Below are 23,399 nucleotides of genomic sequence, written 5' to 3'. Positions count from 1 at the left end.
AAAAAAACACGATGATGCGAAAAGAAATTTAGATAGGGACATTGCTCAAACAACTCCTTTCAAGACAAGGAAAATGAGAATAAAGCGCGTACGATATTACAGTTATTGTTACTTCAGATTTTGTGGCACAAATGAAAATATGCTTCCTGCAACGTACTTAGTGATTATCGGGATGCCCCTTCGAGGAAGCATCCCGAATGATCTGGATTAATCTACAGTTGAAAGAAATTTTGCAGCTGATAGTGGTCCGTATGCAAATGTATCACTGTGTTCGGCGATGTTTTCTCTAAATGTCAAAAAGAATTGGGCACCAGAAGGAAGGTCTAAATCTTTCCATGCTTTGCTAAGCGCCTCTGAATTTTCGGTTGGCGTTTTTGCGGGTTGAATCAGCATGAAATCCCAGTTGGCGCCATCACTATGGACGTATAGTTGCCGTGGAGGGAGGCCAGCGCGAGCATTGGCTTCGTCATAGCTAGCGATGGCTTCTAAAAATGCTTTATGTTTGCCGGGAGCAATACGATAAATTTCAATCAATACCTTGTTCGGTGTTGTTTGGGTTTTTTCGTTATCGTCGGCGTGCGCTGGAACCGCCATGGTTGTCAGAAACAGTCCGCTGACTAGAGACAGCGCAAGTTTTTGAAAGATGTTGCGGCGTTGCCGGCGAAGATGCATTTTAGGTCTCGCTTTCATTGTTGGTTGGGTTAAGCGAGCATATCGAAGTCGTATTTATGGGCGCTGTCGGGATTGGGCAAAAAAGTACATTTACCGGGCGATTTATTCGTGTGGTGAATGTGGCGCTGCGGAAGTTACTATCGCGCGCACGCACCGCGTCGGCAGTGTCTTTAGGCTTTTGCATGAGCGCCATGAGTACGTTTAAGAGGTAAGTTTACAACTTTCAAACGTTGTGGCGATGCCTCCATTGATCGCTTGCGGCCCTATGGAGACTTTAAATGACCCTCTTAAATGTGTCAGCTTAGCATTGCTTTGCGCTATTTAGCATTCAAGGACGTCAATCAATGTCCATGCGGTCGCGGAAAAAATAGCGTAAAATGAAAAACAAAAAATCAAGTTCGATTGATCCTGAAATTCAACAGTTTATTTCGTCAATTATGATAGGTGGTGATGAAGGCCATGTATCTGAGGCGATGCTTCTGAACACTCAGCGGGAGCGAGCCGAAGAAACGAGAAAGCCCTGGACCGAGGGCGGACCGCCAGCTGATAGTGAAGATTTATTCATCCCCAAATCCGACGGTCGTATTCGTATCCGCATTTATCGCCCAGAATATCTACAGGACAACTGTCCGGCACTGGTCTATATGCATGGCGGCGGGTTCACGTTATTTAGTCTTGATACACATGACAGGGTGATGCGGGAGTATGCGCAACGTTCTGGCGTGGTAGTTGTTGGGGTCGATTATTCATTATCACCGGAAGTGAAGTTTCCGACAGCACTTGATGAAACCGCGGTAGCGATCGATTGGGTGATAGAAAATAGCGATCGAATGGGTATTGATCGTAATAAATTAGCCATGGCAGGGGATTCTGCTGGTGCTAACCTCTGTCTTGCAGTGTCTCTCATGTTCCGCGACAGATCAGTTCCTTCGCCCATCAAAGCTCTTGTCCTCAATTACGGATTTTTTGAAATGGATAGCAAAACCGTATCCCAGAAAAAATACGGTGGCCCGGGCGAGTTGCTGACCACAGAGGAACTACAGATATATTGGGATAATTATGTTGGTGGGACCATCCATGAAAAAAACCCGTTGGCATTTCCTATGGACGCTGATTTGAAGGGCTTACCGCCGAGCTATCATGTTATTCCAGCATGTGATCCGTTGGCGGACAGTAATTTGCGTATGGTAGAGAAGCTGATTTTGGCGGGGAATGATGTCGAGTTTTCGGTTTATGAATCTGCCACACATAGTTTTCTTGAGGCTGTGGCTATATCGAAATTAGCTGACGAGGCTTTCCAGGTTTCATCTGATTGGCTTGATAAGAAACTAAATTCCTAACAAACAAGGAAGTATAATGAGTGGCTTGAAACGACGTAAAAATTCACTGTTTGTAAAAAAGCCTTTTCTGGCATCCGGTGCAGGTAATCCTGATGACGGTTTAAAGCGAAGTTTAGGGCCATTCGATCTATTGCTGCTTGGGGTTGGATCGATTATCGGCGCAGGCATTTATGTGCTGACTGGTGCTGCGGCCGCCAGTTTTGCCGGGCCGGGTGTTTTATTTTCATTTGTGATTGCGGGCTTTGCGTGTGTGTTTGCCGGCTTATGTTATTCCGAATTAGCATCAAGTATGCCTGTGACGGGGTCGGCATATATTTATGCTTATTCTACACTAGGCGAATTACCCGCTTGGATTTTGGGTTGGCTTTTAGTTCTCGAGTATGGTGTAGCCGGATCGTTGGTTGCCGTCGGTTTCTCGGGCTATTTTGTTAGCTTACTGGCGAGTTTTGGTGTTGTTGTTCCAACTGCGCTGTCGACTCCGTTTGTCCAGTCTCTGCCAGCTGCGGGCGGGTATTCGTTTGTGGCTGGCGGCGGCGTGAATCTAATCGCGGCCGGAGCCGTTTTGTTAATGGCGACGCCGCTATTATTCGGATTGCGGAATTTTGCCCTAGTAAATAGCTCAATTGTATTGTTAAAAATTTTAGTACTCGTTGTATTCGTTGTTTTCGGATTCAGCTCGATCATACCCGATCATTTCACGCCGTTGATTCCCGAAAATGAAGGCGGTTTCGCCTATGGCTGGCAGGGTGTTTTCCGCGCGGCTTCGATGATCTTTTTTGCCTATATTGGATTTGAGACCGTCTCGACCGCGGCTGCGGAAGCAAGGAAACCACAGCGAGATTTGCCCATAGGTATCCTTGGCTCGCTCGCTGTTTGCACGATCATCTATATGGCGGTTGCTGCCGTTCTGATCGGTATTGTTCCGTTCCGAGAGTTAAATGTACCAGATCCGCTTGCGTTGGCGGTCGATCATATTGGCAAACCGTGGCTACTGTTTTTTGTCAAGGTCGGTGCTGTGATTGGATTGACTTCAATCTTGATGTCCACATGCTACGGACAGTCTCGGATTTTCTTTGCTATGGCCCGAGATGGCCTTCTCCCCCAGGCATTTATGAAGTTGCACAAGAAGCATCAAACCCCTTGGATTGGGACAATCATTATTGCGTCATGCATGGCGTTTGCCGCCGGTGCGTTACCAATTACACTTTTAGGCGATTTGATTAGCATTGGCGTTGCGGCAACATTCAGCATTGTTTGTCTATCGGTGATTAGTTTGAGGAATAGTGCGCCAGAAATTGAACGCCCGTTTAAAGTACCGTTTGGCGGCTTTCACATTCGCGGCTACTGGATTGGTTATGTTCCGGCGTTTGGTATTTTCATGTGCCTCTTCATGATCACACCGTTAATTTTAGATTTGGCGACGAAGGCAATGAATGGAAATCCGCTTCCGGTTTACTTGTTGCTTGGGTTCATTGGTATTGGTGCGCTCATCTATGTCTTCTATGGCCATAAGAATTCGAAAATGGGTGCTGATGAAGGGCGGCTTGTTCAAGGTGATATAAAGCCGGCAGGTGAAGTACACCAATGATCGATCCGCTTAGCAGAATTGCAAGTATTGATTTACCAACGGTCGAAAAAGCGACTGTCCGTATTGAGCCATGGCGTCTAAAAACACCATTTACGATTGCACGTGGTGTTGAGTATGAAATTTCACTGGTCGTCGTAGAACTATCCGGAAAGGGCGCAACTGGTTACGGTGAATCCTGTCCTGTTGCGCATTATGGTGAAACGCCGAAAAGCGTTGCGGCGCAAGTTGAAACATTTCTGGAAAGACTCCGGAGCGGACAAAGCTGGGCGTCGATTCATGACCAACTGCCAGCGGGTGCGGCGCGAAACGCGGTTGATTGCGCCGTTTGGGATTTTGCGGCTAAGTGGGTTGAAAAACCGATCTTTGATCTCATTGACGTCGCTGCGCCGCAACCGGTCGAGACTGTTTTCACGATTAGCTTTGCGGAGCCTGATGTCATGGCGAAGCAAGCGGCCTCAGCAAAGAATTTTCGTAAACTGAAATTAAAACTCGGCGGTGAGGGCGATCTCGAGCGTGTACAGGCGGTTCGGAAGGTTGCGCCCGACAAGGTGCTAATCGCTGACGTAAATGAGTACTGGGACGATGCGCTGTTTTCCTCTCTCCAGGGGGCTATTGCTGCGGCCGGAATTTCTATGCTCGAGCAACCGCTGCCCGCAAATGACGATGGCCTTCTGGAATCCGCTGAACACTTGACGCTCATAGGAGCAGACGAGTCTTGTCATGTATCGAATGACCTTGATCAAGTTGCGCGGCGCTACGATGTGGTGAATATCAAACTCGATAAAACGGGGGGATTCACAGAGGCACTACGATTGCTTGATGGTGCGTTATCACGTGGGTTGCAACCGATGGTCGGTTGTATGCTTGGCACCTCTTTAGCAGTGGCACCGGCATTTTACATCGCGCAAAAATGTTCTTTTGTTGATCTTGATGCCCCGCTGTTGATTGGCAAGGATCGCGACCCCGCTATGGAATATAACAATGGTTGGGTATCGCCTTCAGCATCATCATTGATTTGGGGGTGATCATTATGCCTTCTATTTTCGAAAACTTTAATAAACAGGATGTTTCGGACTTAATCGCGGAATACCCGCTTGCGCGTGTGCAACCATTGCCAGACAGAAATCAAACTAGTTCGCTCCTGCCGTTACTGGCTGAATTCGATGCAGAAGGTGCTGTTGAAAGTTTGGTGGGGCATATGGCGCGAACCAACCCGTTAGTTGGCGAGCTTTCAACAAGACCTAATGTAACCACCTTTTTTCAGGGACCTCAATCATACATCTCTCCGTCTTGGGTCCGCAAACCCGATTGGGCACCGACGTGGAACTATGTGCACCTTACTGTCGGTGGGCAGATTAAGTTTGATGCGTTGACAATCGATGATGCACTGGAGCGGTTAGTTAAAGTACAGGAAAGCGGACGCCAAAACCCATGGAATATAACCAAAATGGGTGAACGATATCGGGGACTCGCCGCAATGGTGATTCCGTTTAGAATTTCAGTTGATAAGATACACGGGAAATTCAAATTAGGTCAGGATGAAAGCCCCGAAATTTTTTCGGATATAATCGAACATTTACCATCGGATGATATGGCGCGATGGATGCGACGATTTAATAATCGGTAAACAGATTATCGCTCAATACGTGAAAAGGTTTATTGAGTGTGTAATGTTTCTTCTAATGCGCGATATTCGCTCGGGGGCATGCCAAATGTTTTTTGGAAAACTGATGTGAAGGCACTAGGGCTTTCATAACCGACGGCTAATGCAACGGACGTCACGCGTTCTCCAGAAGAGAGCATTGATAATGCTTCCATAAGGCGAACTTGTCGCCACCATGCCGCGACCCCGACCCCGGTCTGCACTTTAAACAGTCGAGAAAAGGTTCTTCGTCCCATACCGGCTATGGCTGCAAGTTCATCAAGCGTCAATTTGCTCGAAGGGTCTTCCAGAATATGCTCACAAACTCTTCGCAACCGAAAATCGTCGGGTAAGGGAACGGTGCAAGGTGCAGGGGGCATGGAGATCAATTCACCGATCAGCAACTTGGTAATGATCCGACTTCGCTCTTCGTTGATATATTCTGTGCCGAGGCGAACTAATTCGAGAATCAATGCCTTTAAGAAGTCGGAAACATCGACAATGAAGGACTCCTGTCCGACACGGCCCGCCAACGTGTTATCGAAGTACAAGGTTCGCAGCGACACGTGACCGCGGCAAGAAACTTCGTGCGCCACATTCGCTGGAATCCATAGTGCTCTTTGAGGCGGTATCGCATAATTTGCACTACTGACGGTCACAGACATTACACCAGATGATGCATATAGCAGTTGCGCTCGGCTATGTGCGTGCGCTGGGTGCACCTCGCTTGGCCGGTACTCTTCGGCCAGCCCGATCACGGGAAGGTGGTCATATTCGGAGCTGATATCAAAATCTGCCATTGGCCCATTCTCGATAAAAAAGCCTAAATCGTCGCTATACGCTAGGTGTTGGGCCGCATGTTGTCAATTCTAATGTTGTTTTCTTGTCACGAGTCGGCCCGAGCCATTTTCGTGTAATTGTTGAGATGAAAGTGGCGATGGATGAGCAGAGCGGGCGCTACGGACGCCATTAACTAAAAGACGGTCCGCACACTGTTGTTAAGCTAAGGCGCGCTATTGTCGTATTTATATCGAATGGCGTTCATTCGACAATCAATGGCCTTCGCGCGTGAGCCATTAGCCTAAAGTCACTTCAGTGTATGATAGTTCAAAAAACCATAAGAGTTGGCAGGGGACTAATCATGGCTAAGGAAAAACAATTAGGTCGAAAGGGTGCATTGCGCACATTTAAAAGGCCTTTCGCAATGTGTGTTTTGCTGGGCACAACATCGATGTCGATGCCAGTATTAGCGCAAGATGTTTCAACTGATTCAGTTGAAACAAATGAATATGATGAGATCATTGTTACCGCACCAAATTATGTTTCAGTTGGCGGGCGTTCGGCAAATAAAGCTGACATCCCATTAGTAGAAACACCACAATCAGTTGCGGTGATTTCGCGGGATATGATTGATCTTCTGAACTTTGATAGTCTAAACGACGCTATGCGTTATGTTTCGGGGGCGCTAGGGGAATCGTTTGGTCCTGATGAGCGTTATGACTGGCTTACCGTCCGCGCATTCGATCCTGTACAGTTTATCGATGGCGTTAGAGCGCCGATCGCATCAGTAAACAATTCTGGTACGGATCTTTATGGATTTGAATCGGTAGAAATCCTAAAAGGTTCTGCGTCTAGCCTATATGGGCAATCACCTCCCGGTGGGATTGTGAACATGACCAGCCGGCGTCCTGAGAATGAATTCAGCGGCGAGTTGGGTTTTCAAGCCGGTGAATATGATCATCTCCAATTTAATGGTGATATCACGGGTCCGATTAGTGATTCCGTTTCAGTTCGCTTAACTGCGCTTTATCGCGATCGCGGAACACAAGTCGATTTTCTTGACTCCGAACGTTTGTTTGTTGCTCCGGCAATTACTTTTGATTTATCGCCAAATACAACGCTGACATTATTGGCAAACTATCAAGAGGACCATCTAGAAAACCAGAGCACAGGATTCTTACCAGCATTCGGAACGATTTTGCCGAATCCGTTTGGCGAAGTCCCAGTAGGCCGCAATCTCGGTGAAACTGGCGTAAACTTTTTTGACCGGAAGCAATATAGCATCGGTTATGAATTAGTGCATGAAGTCAATGACTGGCTCACATTAGAGCAGAACATGAAGCATTTCGATGTGGAAGTGTTTTCGAGAGCCATTTACGGTGGCGGGTTACTTGATGCTGATTTTGATGGGGTTCCGGACGATTATCGTACTGTCATTCGTTATGACTTTCCGTTCAATGAGGATATTAAGACCACCAGCGTGGATACAAGAGCGAGCCTGAAATTCGATACGGGAGCGCTTGAACATGCAATGATTGTTGGCGTAGATTATCGCCATTACAATGGTTTTTCCGAATTCGGATTTGATCTTGCGCCCTCGATCGATCTGTTTGATCCGGTATATGATGCTGTGGTTACGGACGACCCAACGATCTTTCCCTTTGTGAATGAAACACAAAGCCAGATTGGGCTATATGTTCAAGATCAAATTCGGTTAGATAAATTGATCTTAACACTGAGTGCTCGAGAAGACTTTTTTTCCAGAGATCCGGAATCGGTAGATAAAACTAGCCAAGATGCATTTTCCTATCGGGCTGGGCTGAACTACGTCTTCGAGAGTGGAATTACTCCATATGTGCAGGCATCAAAGTCGTTTAGCCCTTTGGCTGGTGCTGACTTTGCTGGCAATATATTTAAACCAACTACCGGGAATCAGATCGAAGGCGGCATAAAATATGATGGCCGGAATCTGCCTAAGGGTGTGGACCTCTTTGCGTCTGCTGCGGTTTATCGCATTACACAACAGAATATTTCTACGTCGGACCCTGATCATCCTGGGTTTAGTATTCAAACAGGTGAGGTAGAAGTTCAAGGGGTGGAGCTTGAAGCTGCAGCCCGTATCCATGAGCGGTTGTCGCTGAATGCAGCGTTCACTTACACGGATACTGAAGTTACGAAAAGTAATACAGCAAATCTAGGCAAAGAGCTTCGTGCTGTTCCTAAGACGGTGGCTTCTTTCTTGGCTGATTACACATTTCAAACCGGACCTTTGGCTGGTTTCGGGGCGGGTGTTGGTGTTCGGTATCGCGGAAAGCAGTTTGGGGATGTTGCAAACACATTTCAAAGCGATGCTGTCACTTTGTTTGATGCTATCGTGCATTATGACGTAAGTGATTGGCGTTTTTCGGTGAACGCAAGCAACTTTACCGATAAGACGTTTATTGACCGGTGTAGCAGTAATGCGAATTGCTTCTATGGTTCCCGTCGGCTCGTAACGGGTACGATCACACGGCGCTTCTAGCCTCTTAGAATAAATGGCCGAACCTATAAGTGTTCGGCCGTCTATTTGTTTGTGATGCTGGTTGCTTGGGTAAGTGTGGCAAGTCAATTATGACAGTTGCTTCTCAAATTTTTCTAAAAGGTGTTTTTCTAGTCTTGCAGTCGACAACAGGTTTTTAATTCTACGGAATGTTGTAGATGGTTAGGGTTTTGAAATATATGTCTCTATACAAGCTGTGTATCGCCTTGAGCGCTGCGTTCCTCTTCACGGGTACAGCACATACACAGACGCTGTCAGCAGATAACGGCCTTTCCCTTAAGCCTTCGCGCCAACTTTCCTTCGAGGTAGAAGAAGGGACCTGGATGTCCGTTGACGTTAGCCCAAATGGCAAGATGTTGGCGTTTGATATTTTGGGTGACCTTTTCACAGTGCCGATTGATGGCGGTCGTGCGAAATTGATCAGTGGCGGCATGGCGTACGAAACGCAGCCGACATTTTCGCCAGATGGAAAATCCATTGCTTATATTAGTGATGTATCGGGCAGCGAAAATATCTGGGTTGCAAGGACGGATGGTTCTGCACCGCGAATGGTTTCGAACAGCACTGATGCTTCGCACTTTACCTCGCCAGCATGGTCGATGGATGGTTCGACGCTTTACGCATCCAAGCGACTAGGAAGGCATGCACCCTACCAATTATGGGCTTTCGATTTTTTGAATGGCGAAGGGGAGAATGTATTTTCGGATTCCTCGCGTGACAAAGTTCATTCAATCGGCGCAGTGGCGTCAAATGATGGTACCTCGCTATATTTCGCAAGTCTGGATACTGCTACGGCGACTTTGTACTCAATACCTGCATGGAAAATCGTTCGTCATAATCTGAGGACGAAACAAACTGATAGCGTTGTTACCTCACTGACTGGTGCATTTCGTCCGCGGCTTTCCCCGAATGGGAAATGGCTTGCGTATGGAACGCGCTTTGACGGACAGACCGGGTTGCGTCTTCGTGACCTACATTCTGGCGAAGATCGCTGGCTGGCTTATCCGGTCCAGCGTGATAACCGGGACGCAAGTTTCAACAGTGATCTGTTACCTGCTTATAGTTTTTCAAAAGATAGCAAATCTGTCATAGCCGCATTTGGTGGGAAGCTACGACAAATTGATATTGCCTCAGGAAAAGTTAAAGAAATTCCGTTTAAGGCTGATTTAGATATAGATATTGCTAGTTTTCCTCGGCCGATAAAGCGTGTTGATACAGGCCCTGTAAGAGCGCGTCTAATTCAGGACCCGGCTTTGTCACCGGATGGAACCAAGGTGGTTTTTACTGCATTCGCGAAGCTTCATGCGTTTGATTTCTCTTCCGAAGATGTAACGCAATTATTTGAAAGTGACGATGGACAATTCCAACCGTCTTGGTCGGCTGACGGGCGATGGATAACCTATGTGACTTGGAATGCGAAAGACGGCGGTGCGATATGGAAGCTTGCGGCGACAGGCGGAAAACCGCATCGCCTTACGCCCGTTGGTATGTATTACAGCGAACCGGTTTTTTCTCCCGACGGCAAGTGGGTTTACGCCTTAATGTCGAATAATCATGAAAGAATGGGGCTTCAAGAGGAAGTTACACCACGACGGTTTTCTGATCTTGTGAAAGTGCCAGCTAATGGTGGGGCGGCGCAGATCATTACGCATCTGGGCGTTGGCGCGGAGCGTCCATTTGTAACAGACGCTTCCAATCGCGTGTTCTTCACGACTCCTAAAGGCGTGAAGTCAGTTCTTAATTCGGGTATAGACGGAGAAGGTCTAGATGAGAAACTTCATGTCCGCGTCGATGGACTTCATGCATGGACTCGGGCTGGATCTCCGTACCCTGTAAACAATGTCGTGTTTAGCCCGGATGGAAAATGGTTTTTGACGCTATCTGCAAATCAATTATTCCTCAGCGCAGTTCCAAAACCATCAAGTGAAACGCCGGTAGTCGATATTTTTGCTAAACCCGGTCCTGCGATAAAGCAAGTTTCTCCCTTAGGGGCCGATTATTACGGTTGGGCTAGTGATGGAAGCAGTTTTTATTGGGCTATGGGTTCAAGCTTTTATCGTCAAAAAATTGATAGTGTAGACTTTTCTGTTTCAACACCGCCATCCGAAGCGGAATTGTCGAAGCGCGATCAAGTTGTCGATATCGTAGTTCAACGCCCCCGTGATATTCCTAATGGAACAGTTCTATTTCGCGGCGCGACGGCAATTACGATGAAAGGTACTGAAGTTGTACCGGATGCCGATGTTCTTGTAACGGATAACCGCATTTCAGGTGTTGCTCCGCGTGGAAAATTGCCAATCCCGGACGACGCTAAAATTATTGAACTTGATGGCGCGTATATTACACCGGGTTTTGTGGATACCCATGCACATTGGTATGAAATTCGGCATGATGTTTTAGATCTAGAGAGCTGGAGTTTTCGCATTAGTCTCGCTTTCGGAATAACCTCCGGATTGGATCCGCAGGCAATGGACCAAGATATGTTTGCCTATCAGGACATGATTGATGCGGGCATGATGATTGGTCCGCGAGCATGGTCAGTGGGACAAGGCCTGTTCCCAAATAATCAAATCAGCTCACAAGAAATGGCCGAGAATATCGTTCGTAAATATGCAGAAAAATACCGTACTCATAATGTAAAATCGTATTTCATCGGTGATCGCGAACAGCGCCAATGGGTTGTACAAGCGGCCGACAAATATGGTGTTGTGGTCACCACAGAGGGCGGCGACGACTTTTCTCTTGATATAACACACGCAATTGACGGCTTTGCCGGGAATGAACATGCGCTTCCCGTTGTGCCGCTCTACGACGATGTCATTAAGTTAATCGCCGAAACGAAAATTGGTTACACCCCCACATTGATGATAGATTCTAATGGCGGCGGTAGTACGGCTAAGGACGATTTTTTTGTTAACGACCCACCACACAATAATCCAAAAGTAACGCGGTTCATGCCGCATTATGTTTTAGATACGCGGGCTAGTGCAGCAAAATGGGTGAGGCCGGAAGAACGTCTCTATCCTCAGACAGCAAAGGCAATCGCGGATATCTATCGGGCGGGTGGTTTGATCGGCGTCGGAAGTCATGCTGAGTTTCAGGGATTAGGTTACCACTGGGAAATGGAAGCGCTAACTACAGGCGGCTTGACGCCTCACGAAGTACTTCAATCAGCGACCCGTATGGGAAGCGAAATCATTGGTCGATCAGCAGACATCGGAACCATTGAAATCGGAAAGTTAGCCGACCTTCTTGTTATGGAGAAAAATCCGCTTGAGGATATTCGCAACGCACGGTCGATCAAATTTGTTGTTAAGAATGGTCGTATTTACGAAGACGAAACTCTTGATGAGATCTGGCCGGAAAAGCGTCGATTGTCACCAGGGTGGCATCACGAGGTGCTCCCAATAGACACATTTAAATGATGTGTACGCTACATATGAAAATTATCAGGAGATAGAGGGCTAAATGAATGGTGATCTGATGACCGTAAAAAGAAATAAACAACATACATTGTCGACCTCTCACCTTCGTTTACGCCAACCTTTTATCTTGTGCGTTGCCTTCATAGCCCTTTCTTTTGTGGGATGTGCAGAGAAAGGCAATGAAGAGAGTAATAAGGATGCTGAACGTTCACGTACCATCGAATATGAATGGTATAATGGTGTTACGCCTGCTGGTGAGCAAACAGTTTCGATTGGCGATGATGGCAAGCGTCAATCAACCATGCGCCTTCAGTGGAATAATCGCGACTTTGTTCTAAACAACACCATGCAGTTCGACGATTCTGGTTATGTAACACAGCAACACCTTACCGGCACATCCGCGTTTGGGGCCACAATCGACGAATTATTTTCAATCAAGGAGAAGATAGCGCGTTGGAAAAATCCCTCAGAAGAGGGTGAGAAGGTGGTAGCCGAACCGGCATATTACGTGCCAGCGCGTAGTGGCGCGACAGAAACGTTGGCCGGACTTATCCGTGTAGGGCTGAAATCACCAAATGGTACAGTCGCATTGTTGCCGAGCGGTGAGGCCAGTATCAAAAAACTAGCAGATGAAGCTGTTCGCAATGGAAATATGGAAACGACCGTCAGTTTGTACGCCATCACGGGATTAGAGTTTGCACCAACCTATGTATGGCTTGATGAGGATCAGAATTTTTTCGCCTTTACGTTTTGGGGTATGTCATTGGCTCCGAAAGGGTGGGGAGCTAATATACGCGAACAATTACACGAAGCCCAAACCGAGATAGAGGAGCGGTATTATAACAACGTCGCCGCCGAGAGAGTTGAAAACCCTGCTGGCCGTGTTCAAATTAGCAATGTCGATATTGTAGATGTTGAAACAGGGTCTCTGCTTCTTGAGAAAAATGTCTTGATCGAGAACGGTGTTATCACCGCTATAGACGAAATTCAGTCCAAAGATGCGGATATTCGTACCATAGACGGTAGCGGGAAAACGCTGATTCCCGGTTTTTGGGATATGCACGGACATATCGAGTTTTTTGGCAACTATGGCGGCATTTTTAATATTGCTGGCGGTGTAACATCAGTTCGCGATATGGGAAGTGATCATGATGCGTTAATGCGATCTAAGAATAACTTTCTGGAGGGCAGGCTAGTTGGCCCGCATGTGTATGCGGCTGGTTTTATCGATCAGAAAAGTCCCTTTGCGGAAACGCGAGCCGTCGAAACATTGGAAGAAGCTAAGCAAAAAGTTGCGTGGTATGCAGACAATGGGTACGGGCAGATTAAACTCTATAGTTCTATTGCGCCTGAGTGGGTGGCCCCGCTATCGGACTTAGCCCTTGAAAAAGGCATTCGTGTTGGTGGTCATATCCCGGCGTTTATGTCCGCAGAACAGGCGGTGCACGCGGGATATGATGAAATTTCGCATATTAACTTTCTGTTTTTAAATTTTTTGGCTGACCAAGATGACGATACACGCACGCGACTTCGTTTTTATCTTTATGGTGATGAAGCGGGAAACCTCGATCTGGATGGTGCGGACGTTCAAGAATTCATTTCGTTGTTGGCTTCTGAAAAGATTGTCGTAGATCCGACAATTGCCGTTTTCGATTCTATGATTGGCCATCATGCGGGAAAGCCAAATCCGTTATTCACAAAAGTTATCGACGGGTTTCCTATAGGTGAATATCGTTCGGCTTTGTCCCCCAGTTTTGATATCACGTCTGAAAATGAACAAGCGTGGTCAAACTCACAGCGTAATTCTCTTGAGTTTATCCGTCGACTTCATGATGGTGGCGTGCAAATTCTCGCGGGTACAGATGCCTTACCGGGTTTTGCGTTTCATAGAGAATTAGAACTTTATGCCGAGGCCGGTATTCCAAACGCCGATATATTGAAAATTGCGACTATTGATGCTGCGCGGGTAACCGGTGAAGAGAAGGTAAGCGGGTCCATTAAAGTTGGTAAGCGTGCGGATATGGTTTTGTTAAATTCTAACCCACTTGAAGATATTAGCGCTGTGCGCGATATCGAATACGTGTTCGCTCATGACAAAATCTACGATCCTAAATCGTTACTGACCGCAGTCGGCGTGAAACCTGTCAACTAGCTTTTTTGCGACATTGATACCGTCCGCTTGTACGGTGTTGGTCTCAAGCCTTGGTTTTTCATAAAGCTAGTTACACTGGGGCTATTGGCTTCAACATATATGCACAGTCCGGAATTCGCGTTAGCGGAGTACAAAGATTATCTAGATCCGGCTTATATTTGGCCCACTCCAGCTAACTAATTTCTTTGGCAAGATAGCCCATTTTCCGACTATCACGTTAGATGACTTTATTGTTTACGTTCACAACTAAGCCGCTTTTTTTGAACTGGTCATTTGGTGTGCGGTGATAATGAAAAAATCAAAGCTTATCTCAAAAGCATTGCAACGGTCTTTGGGATTTTCCTCATAACCTGTGCCAGTCCGAAAAAAACCTACTTGGACGAATAAGAAATACATGACGTAATAATCCGTTAAGGGATGAAATGGTTCGTAAAATGGCGAAAATAGAGAAGACAACCTCCGCATCAAAAAATAGTGTAGAAGACCAAACAAATGAACAGGTATTGATGCCCGTCCCATATCTTTTGTTTTTAGGCGATTGCCAGATTGAGGAAGCCGCAAAAACAGCCTTTGGATTGGTACAGTGGCGCCGGGAGCTTTGCATCGGGCAACTTCGATTGTCTGATTGCAAGATTGACGTTGGTCTGTCGGATGTGACGATTCAACAAGCCACTTCGATGGGCGCAAAGTCGCTTGTCATTGGGGTTGTGAATGCGGGCGGCTTCATCTCTGATGAGTGGGTTTCCTATTTTGTAGAGGCGCTTGACGCAGGATTGGATCTGGTGTCGGGAATGCACCAGAGCCTTTCGGATATTCCTGCATTAAAAGAGGCAGCCCGCCGCAACGGACAGAAGCTGATAGATATCCGCAGCAATACGCGGAACTTTGAAACGGGGACCGGGCGTAAGCGCTCAGGAAAAAGAGTCCTTACTGTCGGTCCTGATTGCGCCATCGGCAAGAAATATAGTGCGCTTTCGATTGAACAATCTTTGCGTGATCTTGGTGTAAAGGCGGATTTTAGAGCGACAGGGCAGACCGGTGTCATGATCGCCGGGCGCGGCATTGCGATCGACGCAATCGTTTCGGATTTTATGGCTGGTGCTGCAGAATGGCTTTCTCCGGACAATGACCCGGACCATTGGGACGTTATTGAAGGGCAGGGATCGTTGTTTCATCCTGCCTATGCCGGTGTGTCTGTAGGGTTGATGCACGGTAGCCAACCTGACGCACTCGTAATTTGCCATCAACCAGGCAGGAAAAATATTATCAGTGTAGAGAATTATGAACTTCCATCATTACGCGATTGTATCGAGTTGAATATGGCGATGGCAAAACTGACCAACCCAGCGGTTAAGACAGTTGGGGTGTGTGCCAATACGTCAAAACTCTCTGCTCAAGAGGCGGAAGTGGCTATCCGCGCCATTGAAGATGAGGTGGGTCTTCCTTGTTGTGACCCCGTGCGCGAAGGCACGGAGAAAATTGCAAAATATATGCTTGAGATTTACAATTAACACATGCTTGTTTCCCTCATTTAAGCAATGATTTTATTTGCAATGATGAGATTGAAGACTATGCGCAGAGTCCGGCGATGCATATGCGTGCGGCACGCATGGAAAAGCTAGCTCGTGTGGAATTTAAGGTTCTGATTTTCGTCGCGCATGGTACAAGAGGTCTTTGTACCTTTTGGGGTAGTGCGTATAGTTACATGAGAACAGATTGAGTTGATGCAATTTGAGATTGAGCTTTTATGAAAAAACATTTGATGGCGCAGCGTTGTACACAAATAGGAAATACTGCCCCGTTGGGTGGTAAGCCAAATACTATATCGTCGGTACGCGATGTAATTTTATGGTGCTGCATCGTTCTTCTAGCGGCTTGCACAGGGGAGCGAGGGGGGAGTCTGGGAGAGGACGTAGACCCATACGCAAGCACCTATGTGCCCAGCAACCAGATCGATACGTTATTTGCAAATGGGACCATTCTGGATGGGGCAGGCAATCGGTTCGATGGTGCTGATGTACGAGTGCGAGACGGCAAAGTTGTTGCCATCGGAAATGGTCTTGAACGGTCGGAAGGAACGACCGTTATAGATGCGACGGGGCGATGGATAACACCGGGCATTATTGACCCGCATTCCCACCTGGGGAATGCAGCGCTTCCATTTGTACCGGATGAATTGCCCGTTTGGGATGTGAACGAAATTACCGACCCAAACGGTGCGGATATGCGAGCAGAGCATGGGGTGAGGGTGCAAGACCCCGCATTTGCACGCGCGTTAGCTGGTGGAGTAACGACGCTCCAGATTTTGCCGGGCTCGGCAAATTTGTTTGGTGGGCGGACCGTAATTTTAAAAAATGTCACCGGTGTCACTGTACAAGATTTGAAATTTCCTTCTGCACCAGCAGGGATGAAAATGGCTTGTGGGGAGAATCCAAAATTTTCCTATGGCGAAGATGGGAAAGCACCGGCAAGCCGGATGGGTGTTGTCGAAGGAATGCGGCGCGCTTGGGCACGCGCACGCGCTGATATACGGGAGGATCAAACGGATGAGCGGTATAAGATATTACGTGCCGCAATGAATGGCGAAATTCACGTGCACATCCATTGTTACCGTGCGGAAGATATCGCCTATCTATTCGGAATGGCACGAGAATTTGGGTTTAAAATCGCTGCCATACACCACGCGTCCGAGGCCTATAAGATACGAGATACTTTTTTAACGGCCGATTCTTGTGCGGTCGTCTGGTCTGACTGGTGGGGGTATAAGCTTGAAGCCTATGATGGGATTCGAGCTAATGCAGCGCTGCTACATTCGTCGGGTGTTTGCGTGACCCTGCATTCGGACTCCCCAAGCTTAGGGCAGCGTATGAATGTCGAGCTGGCGAAAGCAGTCGCCGCCGGGCATCGAGCCGGGATCGATATACGGCCAGAAGAGGCTATTCGCTGGATTACGTTCAATGCTGCGCGCGTCATTGGCCTAGAAGATCGCATCGGTTCGCTTGAGCCGGGGAAAAACGCAGATATCGTTTTATGGTCCGGGAATCCGCTCAGTATCTATTCTCGTGCAGACCTGGTCATGATCGATGGTGCAATGGTTTATGATCGATTTGACCCCGCTTTGCAGCCAATTTCAGATATCGAGCTAGGGCAACCGGCATCGGAGCATATATAGTGAAAATAATTTTTGTTCTTTCTGCGCTTTTCATAAGCGTTTGGTCGCCAGCTTTTTCAGCCCCTATTGCGATTATAAATGCGCGAGCTGTCACCATGATTGGTGACGAAATTATAGAAAATGCAACGATCATTATTCGTGATGATAGGATCGAGGCGATCGGGACAGGTATAGCGGTGCCGGTTGGGGCACGAGTGATCAATGCCGATGGAAAATTTGTTCTTCCGGGGTTCATGAATGGTGCGACACAGCTCGGTCTCACAGAAATCAATTCGGTGTCAGGAACAGTTGATCACACGGTAACAAGTGGCGACCTTGGTTTAGCATTTGATATCCAATATGGTTTAAATCCGAACTCAACTTTAATCGGTCTAGCGCGCAGTGACGGTCTTGCGCGTGCGATGGTCGTGCCGGGTGGTGCGGCGGCGGCACCATTCGAGGGGCAAGGCGCAACCATCACGCTTCGAGACAGAGGTAAGATTCTCGACCATCCGCATGCAGCGCTTTTCGCGCGGGTGGGCGGGGCTTCTTCGGCATCCGTCGGAGGGTCTCGTTCAGCGCAATGGAAAATTCTACGTAAAAAGTTGCAAACGGCAAAGAGGGATATCGAACAAGGCACCGAAGACGCCGTTCCGCGAGCCGACTTATTAGATTTAGTTTTGGATGGTCGTAAACCGTTAGCGATCCATGCCTCCCGTGAATCCGATATTCGCCATGCATTAAAACTCGTCGATGATTTTGGTATTCGCGTGGTAATAATTGGCGGAGCGGAGTCGTGGCGCGTTGCCGATGAGATTGCCGACCGCGACATTGGCATTGTGTTGGATGCTTATGCTGGTCAGCCGAATAGTTTTGATGAGTTTGGTGCCCGATCCGATAGCGCCGCAATTTTGGTTGCCGCCGGTGTCAAAGTGGCATTTATGGCGACGAGTATCCATTATAGTCATGATGCCGGCTCAGGAATTCGAGATGCCGCGGGGTTTTCTGTTGCATTCGGACTTCCATGGTCAGAGGCGGTCCGGTCACTGACGACCTACCCAGCCGAAATGTGGGGTGTTTCTAATGTGTATGGCACGTTATCGGAAGGAAAATCGGCAGATATTACGATTTGGAGCGGTGATCCGCTGGAGCCGTTGAGTATGCCGGAATTTATGCTCATAGAAGGCAAGGAGGTATCGTTAACCTCGCGTCAGGATATTTTGACACATCGATACGCACCGGCAAACGATGGTTTTCGCCCCGCATATCTTCGGCGTGATGCACTAGACGCGAATGATGAACCAAAGCATTGACGTTGCTTCTTCGCGCGGTGGCACCTTCGCCGAAGAATCTGTCGTAGCACAAAAATAATTTGGTTTAGGTATGACGCGCCATGATTGAAATTTCCCTCTTCGCCGTGGCAATATGTTTGCTTCCTACGATGGTCATCGCGTGGATTTCATTTAAATGGTCGGGCAATGGAGGAGAAATCGCTTACGCGACAACGAGAATGCTCGTGCAATTATTGGCGGCAGGGTTTTTTCTCGACTTTTTGTTTACGGGAAAGGACTATCTGGTCGGTTTGTTGGTCATTTTGGTTATGATTACCATTTCCGGGGTAATCAGTGTCCGCACAGTTAAAAAAAATCGTCGTACAGCATTTTGGCGTGCATTAGCTGGTATTGCGATAGGTGGCGGATGTGTCTTGGGTTTTGTGCTATATGGTGTTCTTCAATTGCATGACCCGGCATATCAACCGCGGTTCATTATTCCGATTGCGGGTATGATATTTTCGAACTCAATGACTGCGGTTACACTGGCGGCAGATCGGTTTGAACGTGAGTCCAGTTTGGATATTGCTTATCCCGATGCTCGGAATATGGCATGGAACGCAGCACTCATACCGCAAATCAATGCTCTACTTGCTGTCGGATTAGTGTCGTTGCCAGGAATGATGACGGGGCAAATTCTTGCCGGCGTAGATCCACTCATTGCTGTTCGCTATCAAATCGTTGTCATGGCGATGGTGTTGCAATCTGCGGGTTTTTCAGTGGCTTTATATCTTTGGTTTTGCCGGCCACAGGAAAGCATCATTGAGGCGCGTTAAATCGTTTAGCCTTTTTTTGGACGTCTTCGGGCACGGTCTCTGCGTGCTAGCCAAAGCCCGATGCCCAGCGTGATCATGAGCAGGAGCCACAATCCAACAGAAAAAGTAATGATGCGACCTATGACGCCGCCAATTTCTCCGTTGTGGATTGAGAATAAGGCATCCATGAAACGATTACCGGCAGGTGCAGTGAGCGTATTGTAGTCGGAAAGAACGGATCCGTCTGCCGCATTTAAAAACACGCGCGTTTTTCCATAAGCGCGGGCGGCTTCTTCTGGTTGGTTTAACGTAATCTTCCAAACGGGATAATCAGATGACGGAAAAGATATGCCTGCAACTTTTGCCTCAGGATAGCGCGATAAAGCACCTTCGACGACATCCCTGAGGCCTACCTCATGATTGACCCAACTGTCATCGGGGGCAGGGTGACTGGCTGCCGGAGCATTTAGTAGTTTTGACAGGCTTTTTTCAAAAGCCAGACTTACGCCAAAAAAGACAACAAAAATGGCAGGAATAAAAAACGCAAGACCGAGGGCACGGTGCCATGAATGATACCACGCGACATTGAGATTGTTGTCAGCCTTGGGAAGAAGACTGCGCCAGTTGCCGTGGCGCGGCCAGGCAAAATAAACTCCGATAAAAAGGTTGCTCAACAACACAATCCCGCTAATGCCAACGATGAGTTTCCCCAATGTGCCGCCGAGCAAATTGTGATGAAGCGAAATTATCAAACTAATGAAACCGCCATTCGCAAGTGTTTCGTTTTCAGTACGCTTTCTAAGGATTGTACCGATACCATCTATCCGAAGAACGTGGCTTGGTTCTGACGTTATTGTAGAAATATTGACATCATAACGATCAGCAAATCCGGCGCTACTCCAGATCGACGAGACCTTTCGGCCAGGGCTTGCAGAGACATATTCATCTATTCTTTGTTCGATTAATGAAAAATTCGTTGGATGATGTGCGCCCGGGATGGTGGCGTCATCGATTTCCCAATGGAAAACCGCGATCATGCCGGTAGCAGCTTGAATGACCCAGAATGCTGCAAAGACGATTGATACCCAACGGTGAACTGATAATAAATTTTTACGTAGCACCACGGTTTCCTCGCGTTTCGATAGAGTCAATTCTTGGATGAAATGAGACGACTTTTCCAGTCGTTGTTACAACTAAGTGTGTGTATCCTTTCTTGTTATTGCGGTGCATAGGTCATTACGACAAAACTATCGTCGTGATAGGTAGTTATTGATTCGTCTGTTTCGCTCTTGCCAGGACTTTTAGTAACGTCGGCATTGACCAAATAGAGGTGACCCGTGCGCTTATCGATATCCATCATTCGTGCACCAATCTGTGTGTAAACAGTTCCCAAATAACGAAAGTTGTTGGTTCCGAATTGGCCTATTACTGTCATTGTTCCGTCAATCCCATTTGATGTAATGATCCGGCCGCGTTGATTATCCACAATCAAAGCATCCTGACCCAAACCAATCGGAATTCTTGCGACCTCTTCTCCCGTTTTTGCATTTAATGCGAGAAATAAGGGGTTTTCACCGATGCATGCGATAAATAGGAGTTGTGTTTTTTTCTGGTATTTAACTTTCGCTGGGTGGCATGGAACAGACCAGCGGTCTTTCTCCTGAAGTGTTTTAGAATCCAGTATCAATATTAAATCATCATAGCGCACAGGTGCAAAAAGCGTCCCATCACCATCCGTGGCAGGATCATCCATTTTTCTATATGGGAATGTTGTTTTGCTAATAAGGTTTCCGGTTTTTGCATCTAAGGAAAAGTAGGTAGATATTTCTTTACGCGTCCCTGTGATGGCATGAATGCGCTTTGTAGCAGGATCATAGATCGCACTATTTAGTCCGCCATCAATTGCTAACTGAGAGCGTTCTATCGGTTCAAGTGTATTTAGATCCACGGTCAGGAGCGTACCATCTGTCATTGCCACGTAAGCGCGCCCATATTCAGGAAGAATTAGGGGGCCGTTCGCGCCTATTGAATTTTTGACGTCAGCAACGACTTTGTTTTCATCGACGTCAAAAACGGTTAAACCATCTGCCACTCGCGCCATAAATAAACGGCTGCCACCGGGTTCCATTTTCACATAATCCCACCAAGTATCCGAGCTCGGCAAAGTCGTCCGTTTTTCGAGCTTGTACAAAGTTTCTCCAGCATTCGCTGTTCCGCACAGAAAAAGAGTGCCTACAATTATGGTTGTAAGGAGTTGTTTTAAAGATTTAGCAATCATCAGTCTCTCTCTGGAATTATGTTCTTCTGTACGAGTGCTAGATTGGTGGGATGGGCACCTTGCCAGCGAATTTGCCGCAAAATATCCAAGCGCAAACACTTCAATCGATCAGGTGCGGGGGATTTAATTATGGTCGGTCAGGGTAATCAATATGTTATCTCTATATTGGCCGGACCAAGGGTAATTTTGGCCTTCATAAGAAGAATTGTAATGAACGTCGCGGAGATGGGTTCTGGCGCTGGATATCTAAAGCTCAAAGACGAGTGCGGTCTCGCTCTATTGTAGTAACCGCGCTAGTTTTCAATCAGCATCTAAGGCTATTCACAATTGCCGTTCTTCCATGGCGCGCCCGGCTCGATAAAAAGGGGCTTTTTTCTACCCACAAAAGAGCTCTATTAATTCACGATAGCGAATATAGGATTGCCCACATTTAGTGCACTGTCGGTCTTGAGAATAACAATTCCATTGCCGTGTCTGGGTTTAAACGTACAGATATATTAGTAGCGGATTTAGTAAGTAAAACACTTACGTCTACCGATAATCTCGACGAGGATAGAAGACGAAGAATGAAAATATAGCCATGTGATAGCGTTCAGATCGTACCTAGCGATGCCGACGGAGGCAAGATATTCTCTGTTTTCATATCATATATTTCCAATGAGTTTCCGTAAATAAAGGGGGGCTATTGCCTTTGTAACATAACATTAATCTATATTTCGCTGACATCTTTAAAGTTGTTATGATGTTGGCGGATCAGTTCGATTTCATCTAGCGTGTAGCGTTGGGGAATGTGCGCGGGACAATTCCAATCAAACGCTTCGACCGCAATTGATATTGCACGTTCTGGTCGAGCGGCATAGCTTGAATCATGGAGCTGTTTGATGATGGCTGGATTATCACTAATTTCAATTATTGTTGCACGGCCCCAAACCTTTAATCGGCGCCGATTAGGGTAGTCCATCAGGATGAGGGATATTCGTTTTTCAACAGATAAATTTCCTACGCTCAAATACTGTCTATTTCCTCGAAAGTCAGCATAGGCAATAGTTGAAGGGTCGAGGACTTTTAGGAACCCACGTGGGCCGCCACGGAATTGTACATACGGCCATCCGGTTTCGGATACTGTCGCCTGATAAAACCCGTCTCGTTGTTGAATAAATGATGTTTCACGGTCGGTGAGTAAATTTCCGCCCTCTATATCAGGTGCCAACACTTTTGCGTAAGCTGTGGCGGATCCATTCTTTTCTTGAATGGTTCGAACCGACGGCGTAAATGCGATTTCTGCGAATGCGCGAGCCATAATCTATTTCCTTATTGGGGTATGGCTATTATAGCCGTCGCAGTGATTGTTTGATTTTCAGATCGTTGATGCTTGCATAGCGTTTGCACATCAGTCCGTTGGAGGCGAATTCCCACATTTCGTTACCATAGCTTCGGAACCATTGGTTATCGGCGTTTTGCCACTCATACTCAAAACGAACAGCGATGCGGTTATCGGTAAAAGCCCAGAGTTCTTTCTTGAGCTTATAGTTGCGTTCTCCGGACCATTTTTTTTCGAGAAATGATTTTATTTCTGTACGGCCGTTTATAAAACTATCGCGATTGCGCCATTTAGAATCTTCTGTGTATGCAAGGCTAACTAATTCTGGATCGCAGGTATTCCACGCATCTTCTGCTGCTTGTACTTTGGCTAATGCAGATTCTAATGTGAACGGCGGTAATGGGGGGCGCATGTCGTGTTTCCAC

At 47.2% G+C, this 23,399-nt stretch carries 17 protein-coding genes; 11 read left to right on the top strand and 6 right to left on the bottom strand.

Translation table 11 applies throughout. The annotated features are described in order from the left end of the window. Positions 1-207: 207 nt before the first annotated feature. Positions 208-672, bottom strand: a complete 465-nt coding sequence (locus ABFZ84_RS13400; protein WP_369314522.1) for a hypothetical protein — start codon at positions 670-672, stop codon at positions 208-210. Between the two features lie 377 nt (positions 673-1,049). On the opposite strand from ABFZ84_RS13400, the gene ABFZ84_RS13395 reads away from it, so the two are divergent. Genes ABFZ84_RS13395 through ABFZ84_RS13380 form a run of 4 tightly spaced genes read left to right on the top strand, consistent with a single transcriptional unit; the run spans position 1,050 to position 5,227 of the window. After that, complete coding sequence (locus ABFZ84_RS13395) at positions 1,050-2,012, top strand: alpha/beta hydrolase fold domain-containing protein (protein WP_369314521.1); 963 nt, start codon at positions 1,050-1,052, stop codon at positions 2,010-2,012. A gap of 16 nt (positions 2,013-2,028) precedes the next feature. Further along, complete coding sequence (locus ABFZ84_RS13390; protein ID WP_369314520.1) at positions 2,029-3,600, top strand: amino acid permease; 1,572 nt, start codon at positions 2,029-2,031, stop codon at positions 3,598-3,600. Beyond that, positions 3,597-4,625: a dipeptide epimerase gene (locus ABFZ84_RS13385; RefSeq protein WP_369314519.1), complete on the top strand. Its 1,029-nt coding sequence runs from the start codon at positions 3,597-3,599 to the stop codon at positions 4,623-4,625. The genes ABFZ84_RS13390 and ABFZ84_RS13385 overlap by 4 nt, the downstream gene beginning before the upstream one ends. A 5-nt stretch (positions 4,626-4,630) precedes the next feature. Further along, a complete protein-coding gene (locus ABFZ84_RS13380) occupies positions 4,631-5,227 on the top strand; it encodes an FMN-binding negative transcriptional regulator (RefSeq protein ID WP_369314518.1) in 597 nt (198 codons plus the stop codon). Between the two features lie 29 nt (positions 5,228-5,256). Here the strand turns inward: ABFZ84_RS13380 and ABFZ84_RS13375 are convergent, their stop codons facing one another. Beyond that, positions 5,257-6,042 (bottom strand): AraC family transcriptional regulator, encoded by a 786-nt coding sequence (locus tag ABFZ84_RS13375; RefSeq protein WP_369314517.1) that lies wholly within the window; start codon positions 6,040-6,042, stop codon positions 5,257-5,259. 341 nt (positions 6,043-6,383) lie between these two features. Between ABFZ84_RS13375 and ABFZ84_RS13370 the strand changes: the two genes are divergently transcribed. The 7 genes from ABFZ84_RS13370 to ABFZ84_RS13340 all read left to right on the top strand — a co-directional run bounded on the left by ABFZ84_RS13370 (position 6,384) and on the right by ABFZ84_RS13340 (position 19,396). Continuing rightward, positions 6,384-8,543 carry a TonB-dependent siderophore receptor gene (locus tag ABFZ84_RS13370; RefSeq protein WP_369314516.1) on the top strand — a complete coding sequence of 720 codons (2,160 nt, stop codon included), beginning with the start codon at positions 6,384-6,386 and terminating at the stop codon, positions 8,541-8,543. A 197-nt stretch (positions 8,544-8,740) separates the two neighbouring features. Continuing rightward, a complete protein-coding gene (locus ABFZ84_RS13365) occupies positions 8,741-11,986 on the top strand; it encodes an amidohydrolase family protein (protein ID WP_369314515.1) in 3,246 nt (1,081 codons plus the stop codon). Between the two features lie 58 nt (positions 11,987-12,044). Next, a complete protein-coding gene (locus tag ABFZ84_RS13360; protein WP_369314514.1) occupies positions 12,045-14,138 on the top strand; it encodes an amidohydrolase family protein in 2,094 nt (697 codons plus the stop codon). A gap of 434 nt (positions 14,139-14,572) precedes the next feature. Beyond that, complete coding sequence (dgcN, locus tag ABFZ84_RS13355) at positions 14,573-15,649, top strand: N-acetyltransferase DgcN (protein WP_369314513.1); 1,077 nt, start codon at positions 14,573-14,575, stop codon at positions 15,647-15,649. 425 nt (positions 15,650-16,074) lie between these two features. After that, the gene (locus ABFZ84_RS13350; protein ID WP_369314512.1) at positions 16,075-17,310 is read left to right on the top strand and encodes an amidohydrolase family protein; all 1,236 of its coding nucleotides are present in this window, start codon (positions 16,075-16,077) and stop codon (positions 17,308-17,310) included. Beyond that, complete coding sequence (locus ABFZ84_RS13345; RefSeq protein WP_369314511.1) at positions 17,310-18,602, top strand: amidohydrolase family protein; 1,293 nt, start codon at positions 17,310-17,312, stop codon at positions 18,600-18,602. Before ABFZ84_RS13350 ends, ABFZ84_RS13345 begins: the two co-directional genes overlap by 1 nt. 80 nt (positions 18,603-18,682) lie before the next feature. Further along, complete coding sequence (locus ABFZ84_RS13340; RefSeq protein ID WP_369314510.1) at positions 18,683-19,396, top strand: ABC transporter permease; 714 nt, start codon at positions 18,683-18,685, stop codon at positions 19,394-19,396. A 5-nt stretch (positions 19,397-19,401) separates the two neighbouring features. Here the strand turns inward: ABFZ84_RS13340 and ABFZ84_RS13335 are convergent, their stop codons facing one another. The 4 genes from ABFZ84_RS13335 to ABFZ84_RS13320 form a co-directional block, all read right to left on the bottom strand. Continuing rightward, complete coding sequence (locus ABFZ84_RS13335; protein WP_369314509.1) at positions 19,402-20,496, bottom strand: PepSY-associated TM helix domain-containing protein; 1,095 nt, start codon at positions 20,494-20,496, stop codon at positions 19,402-19,404. Between the two features lie 95 nt (positions 20,497-20,591). After that, positions 20,592-21,653: a YncE family protein gene (locus ABFZ84_RS13330; RefSeq protein ID WP_369314508.1), complete on the bottom strand. Its 1,062-nt coding sequence runs from the start codon at positions 21,651-21,653 to the stop codon at positions 20,592-20,594. A 709-nt stretch (positions 21,654-22,362) separates the two neighbouring features. Beyond that, the gene (locus ABFZ84_RS13325) at positions 22,363-22,953 is read right to left on the bottom strand and encodes a pyridoxamine 5'-phosphate oxidase family protein (protein ID WP_369314507.1); all 591 of its coding nucleotides are present in this window, start codon (positions 22,951-22,953) and stop codon (positions 22,363-22,365) included. 28 nt (positions 22,954-22,981) lie between these two features. Beyond that, the gene (locus ABFZ84_RS13320) at positions 22,982-23,386 is read right to left on the bottom strand and encodes a DUF1348 family protein (protein WP_369314591.1); all 405 of its coding nucleotides are present in this window, start codon (positions 23,384-23,386) and stop codon (positions 22,982-22,984) included. Between the last annotated feature and the right edge of the window lie 13 nt (positions 23,387-23,399).

Origin of the sequence: Hyphococcus lacteus (assembly GCF_041058985.1) — a bacterium.
In the GTDB taxonomy this organism is placed as follows: domain Bacteria; phylum Pseudomonadota; class Alphaproteobacteria; order Caulobacterales; family Parvularculaceae; genus Hyphococcus; species Hyphococcus lacteus.
The sequence above is the reverse complement of the archived record's forward strand: the minus strand, read 5'-3'. Positions and strand labels throughout refer to the sequence as shown.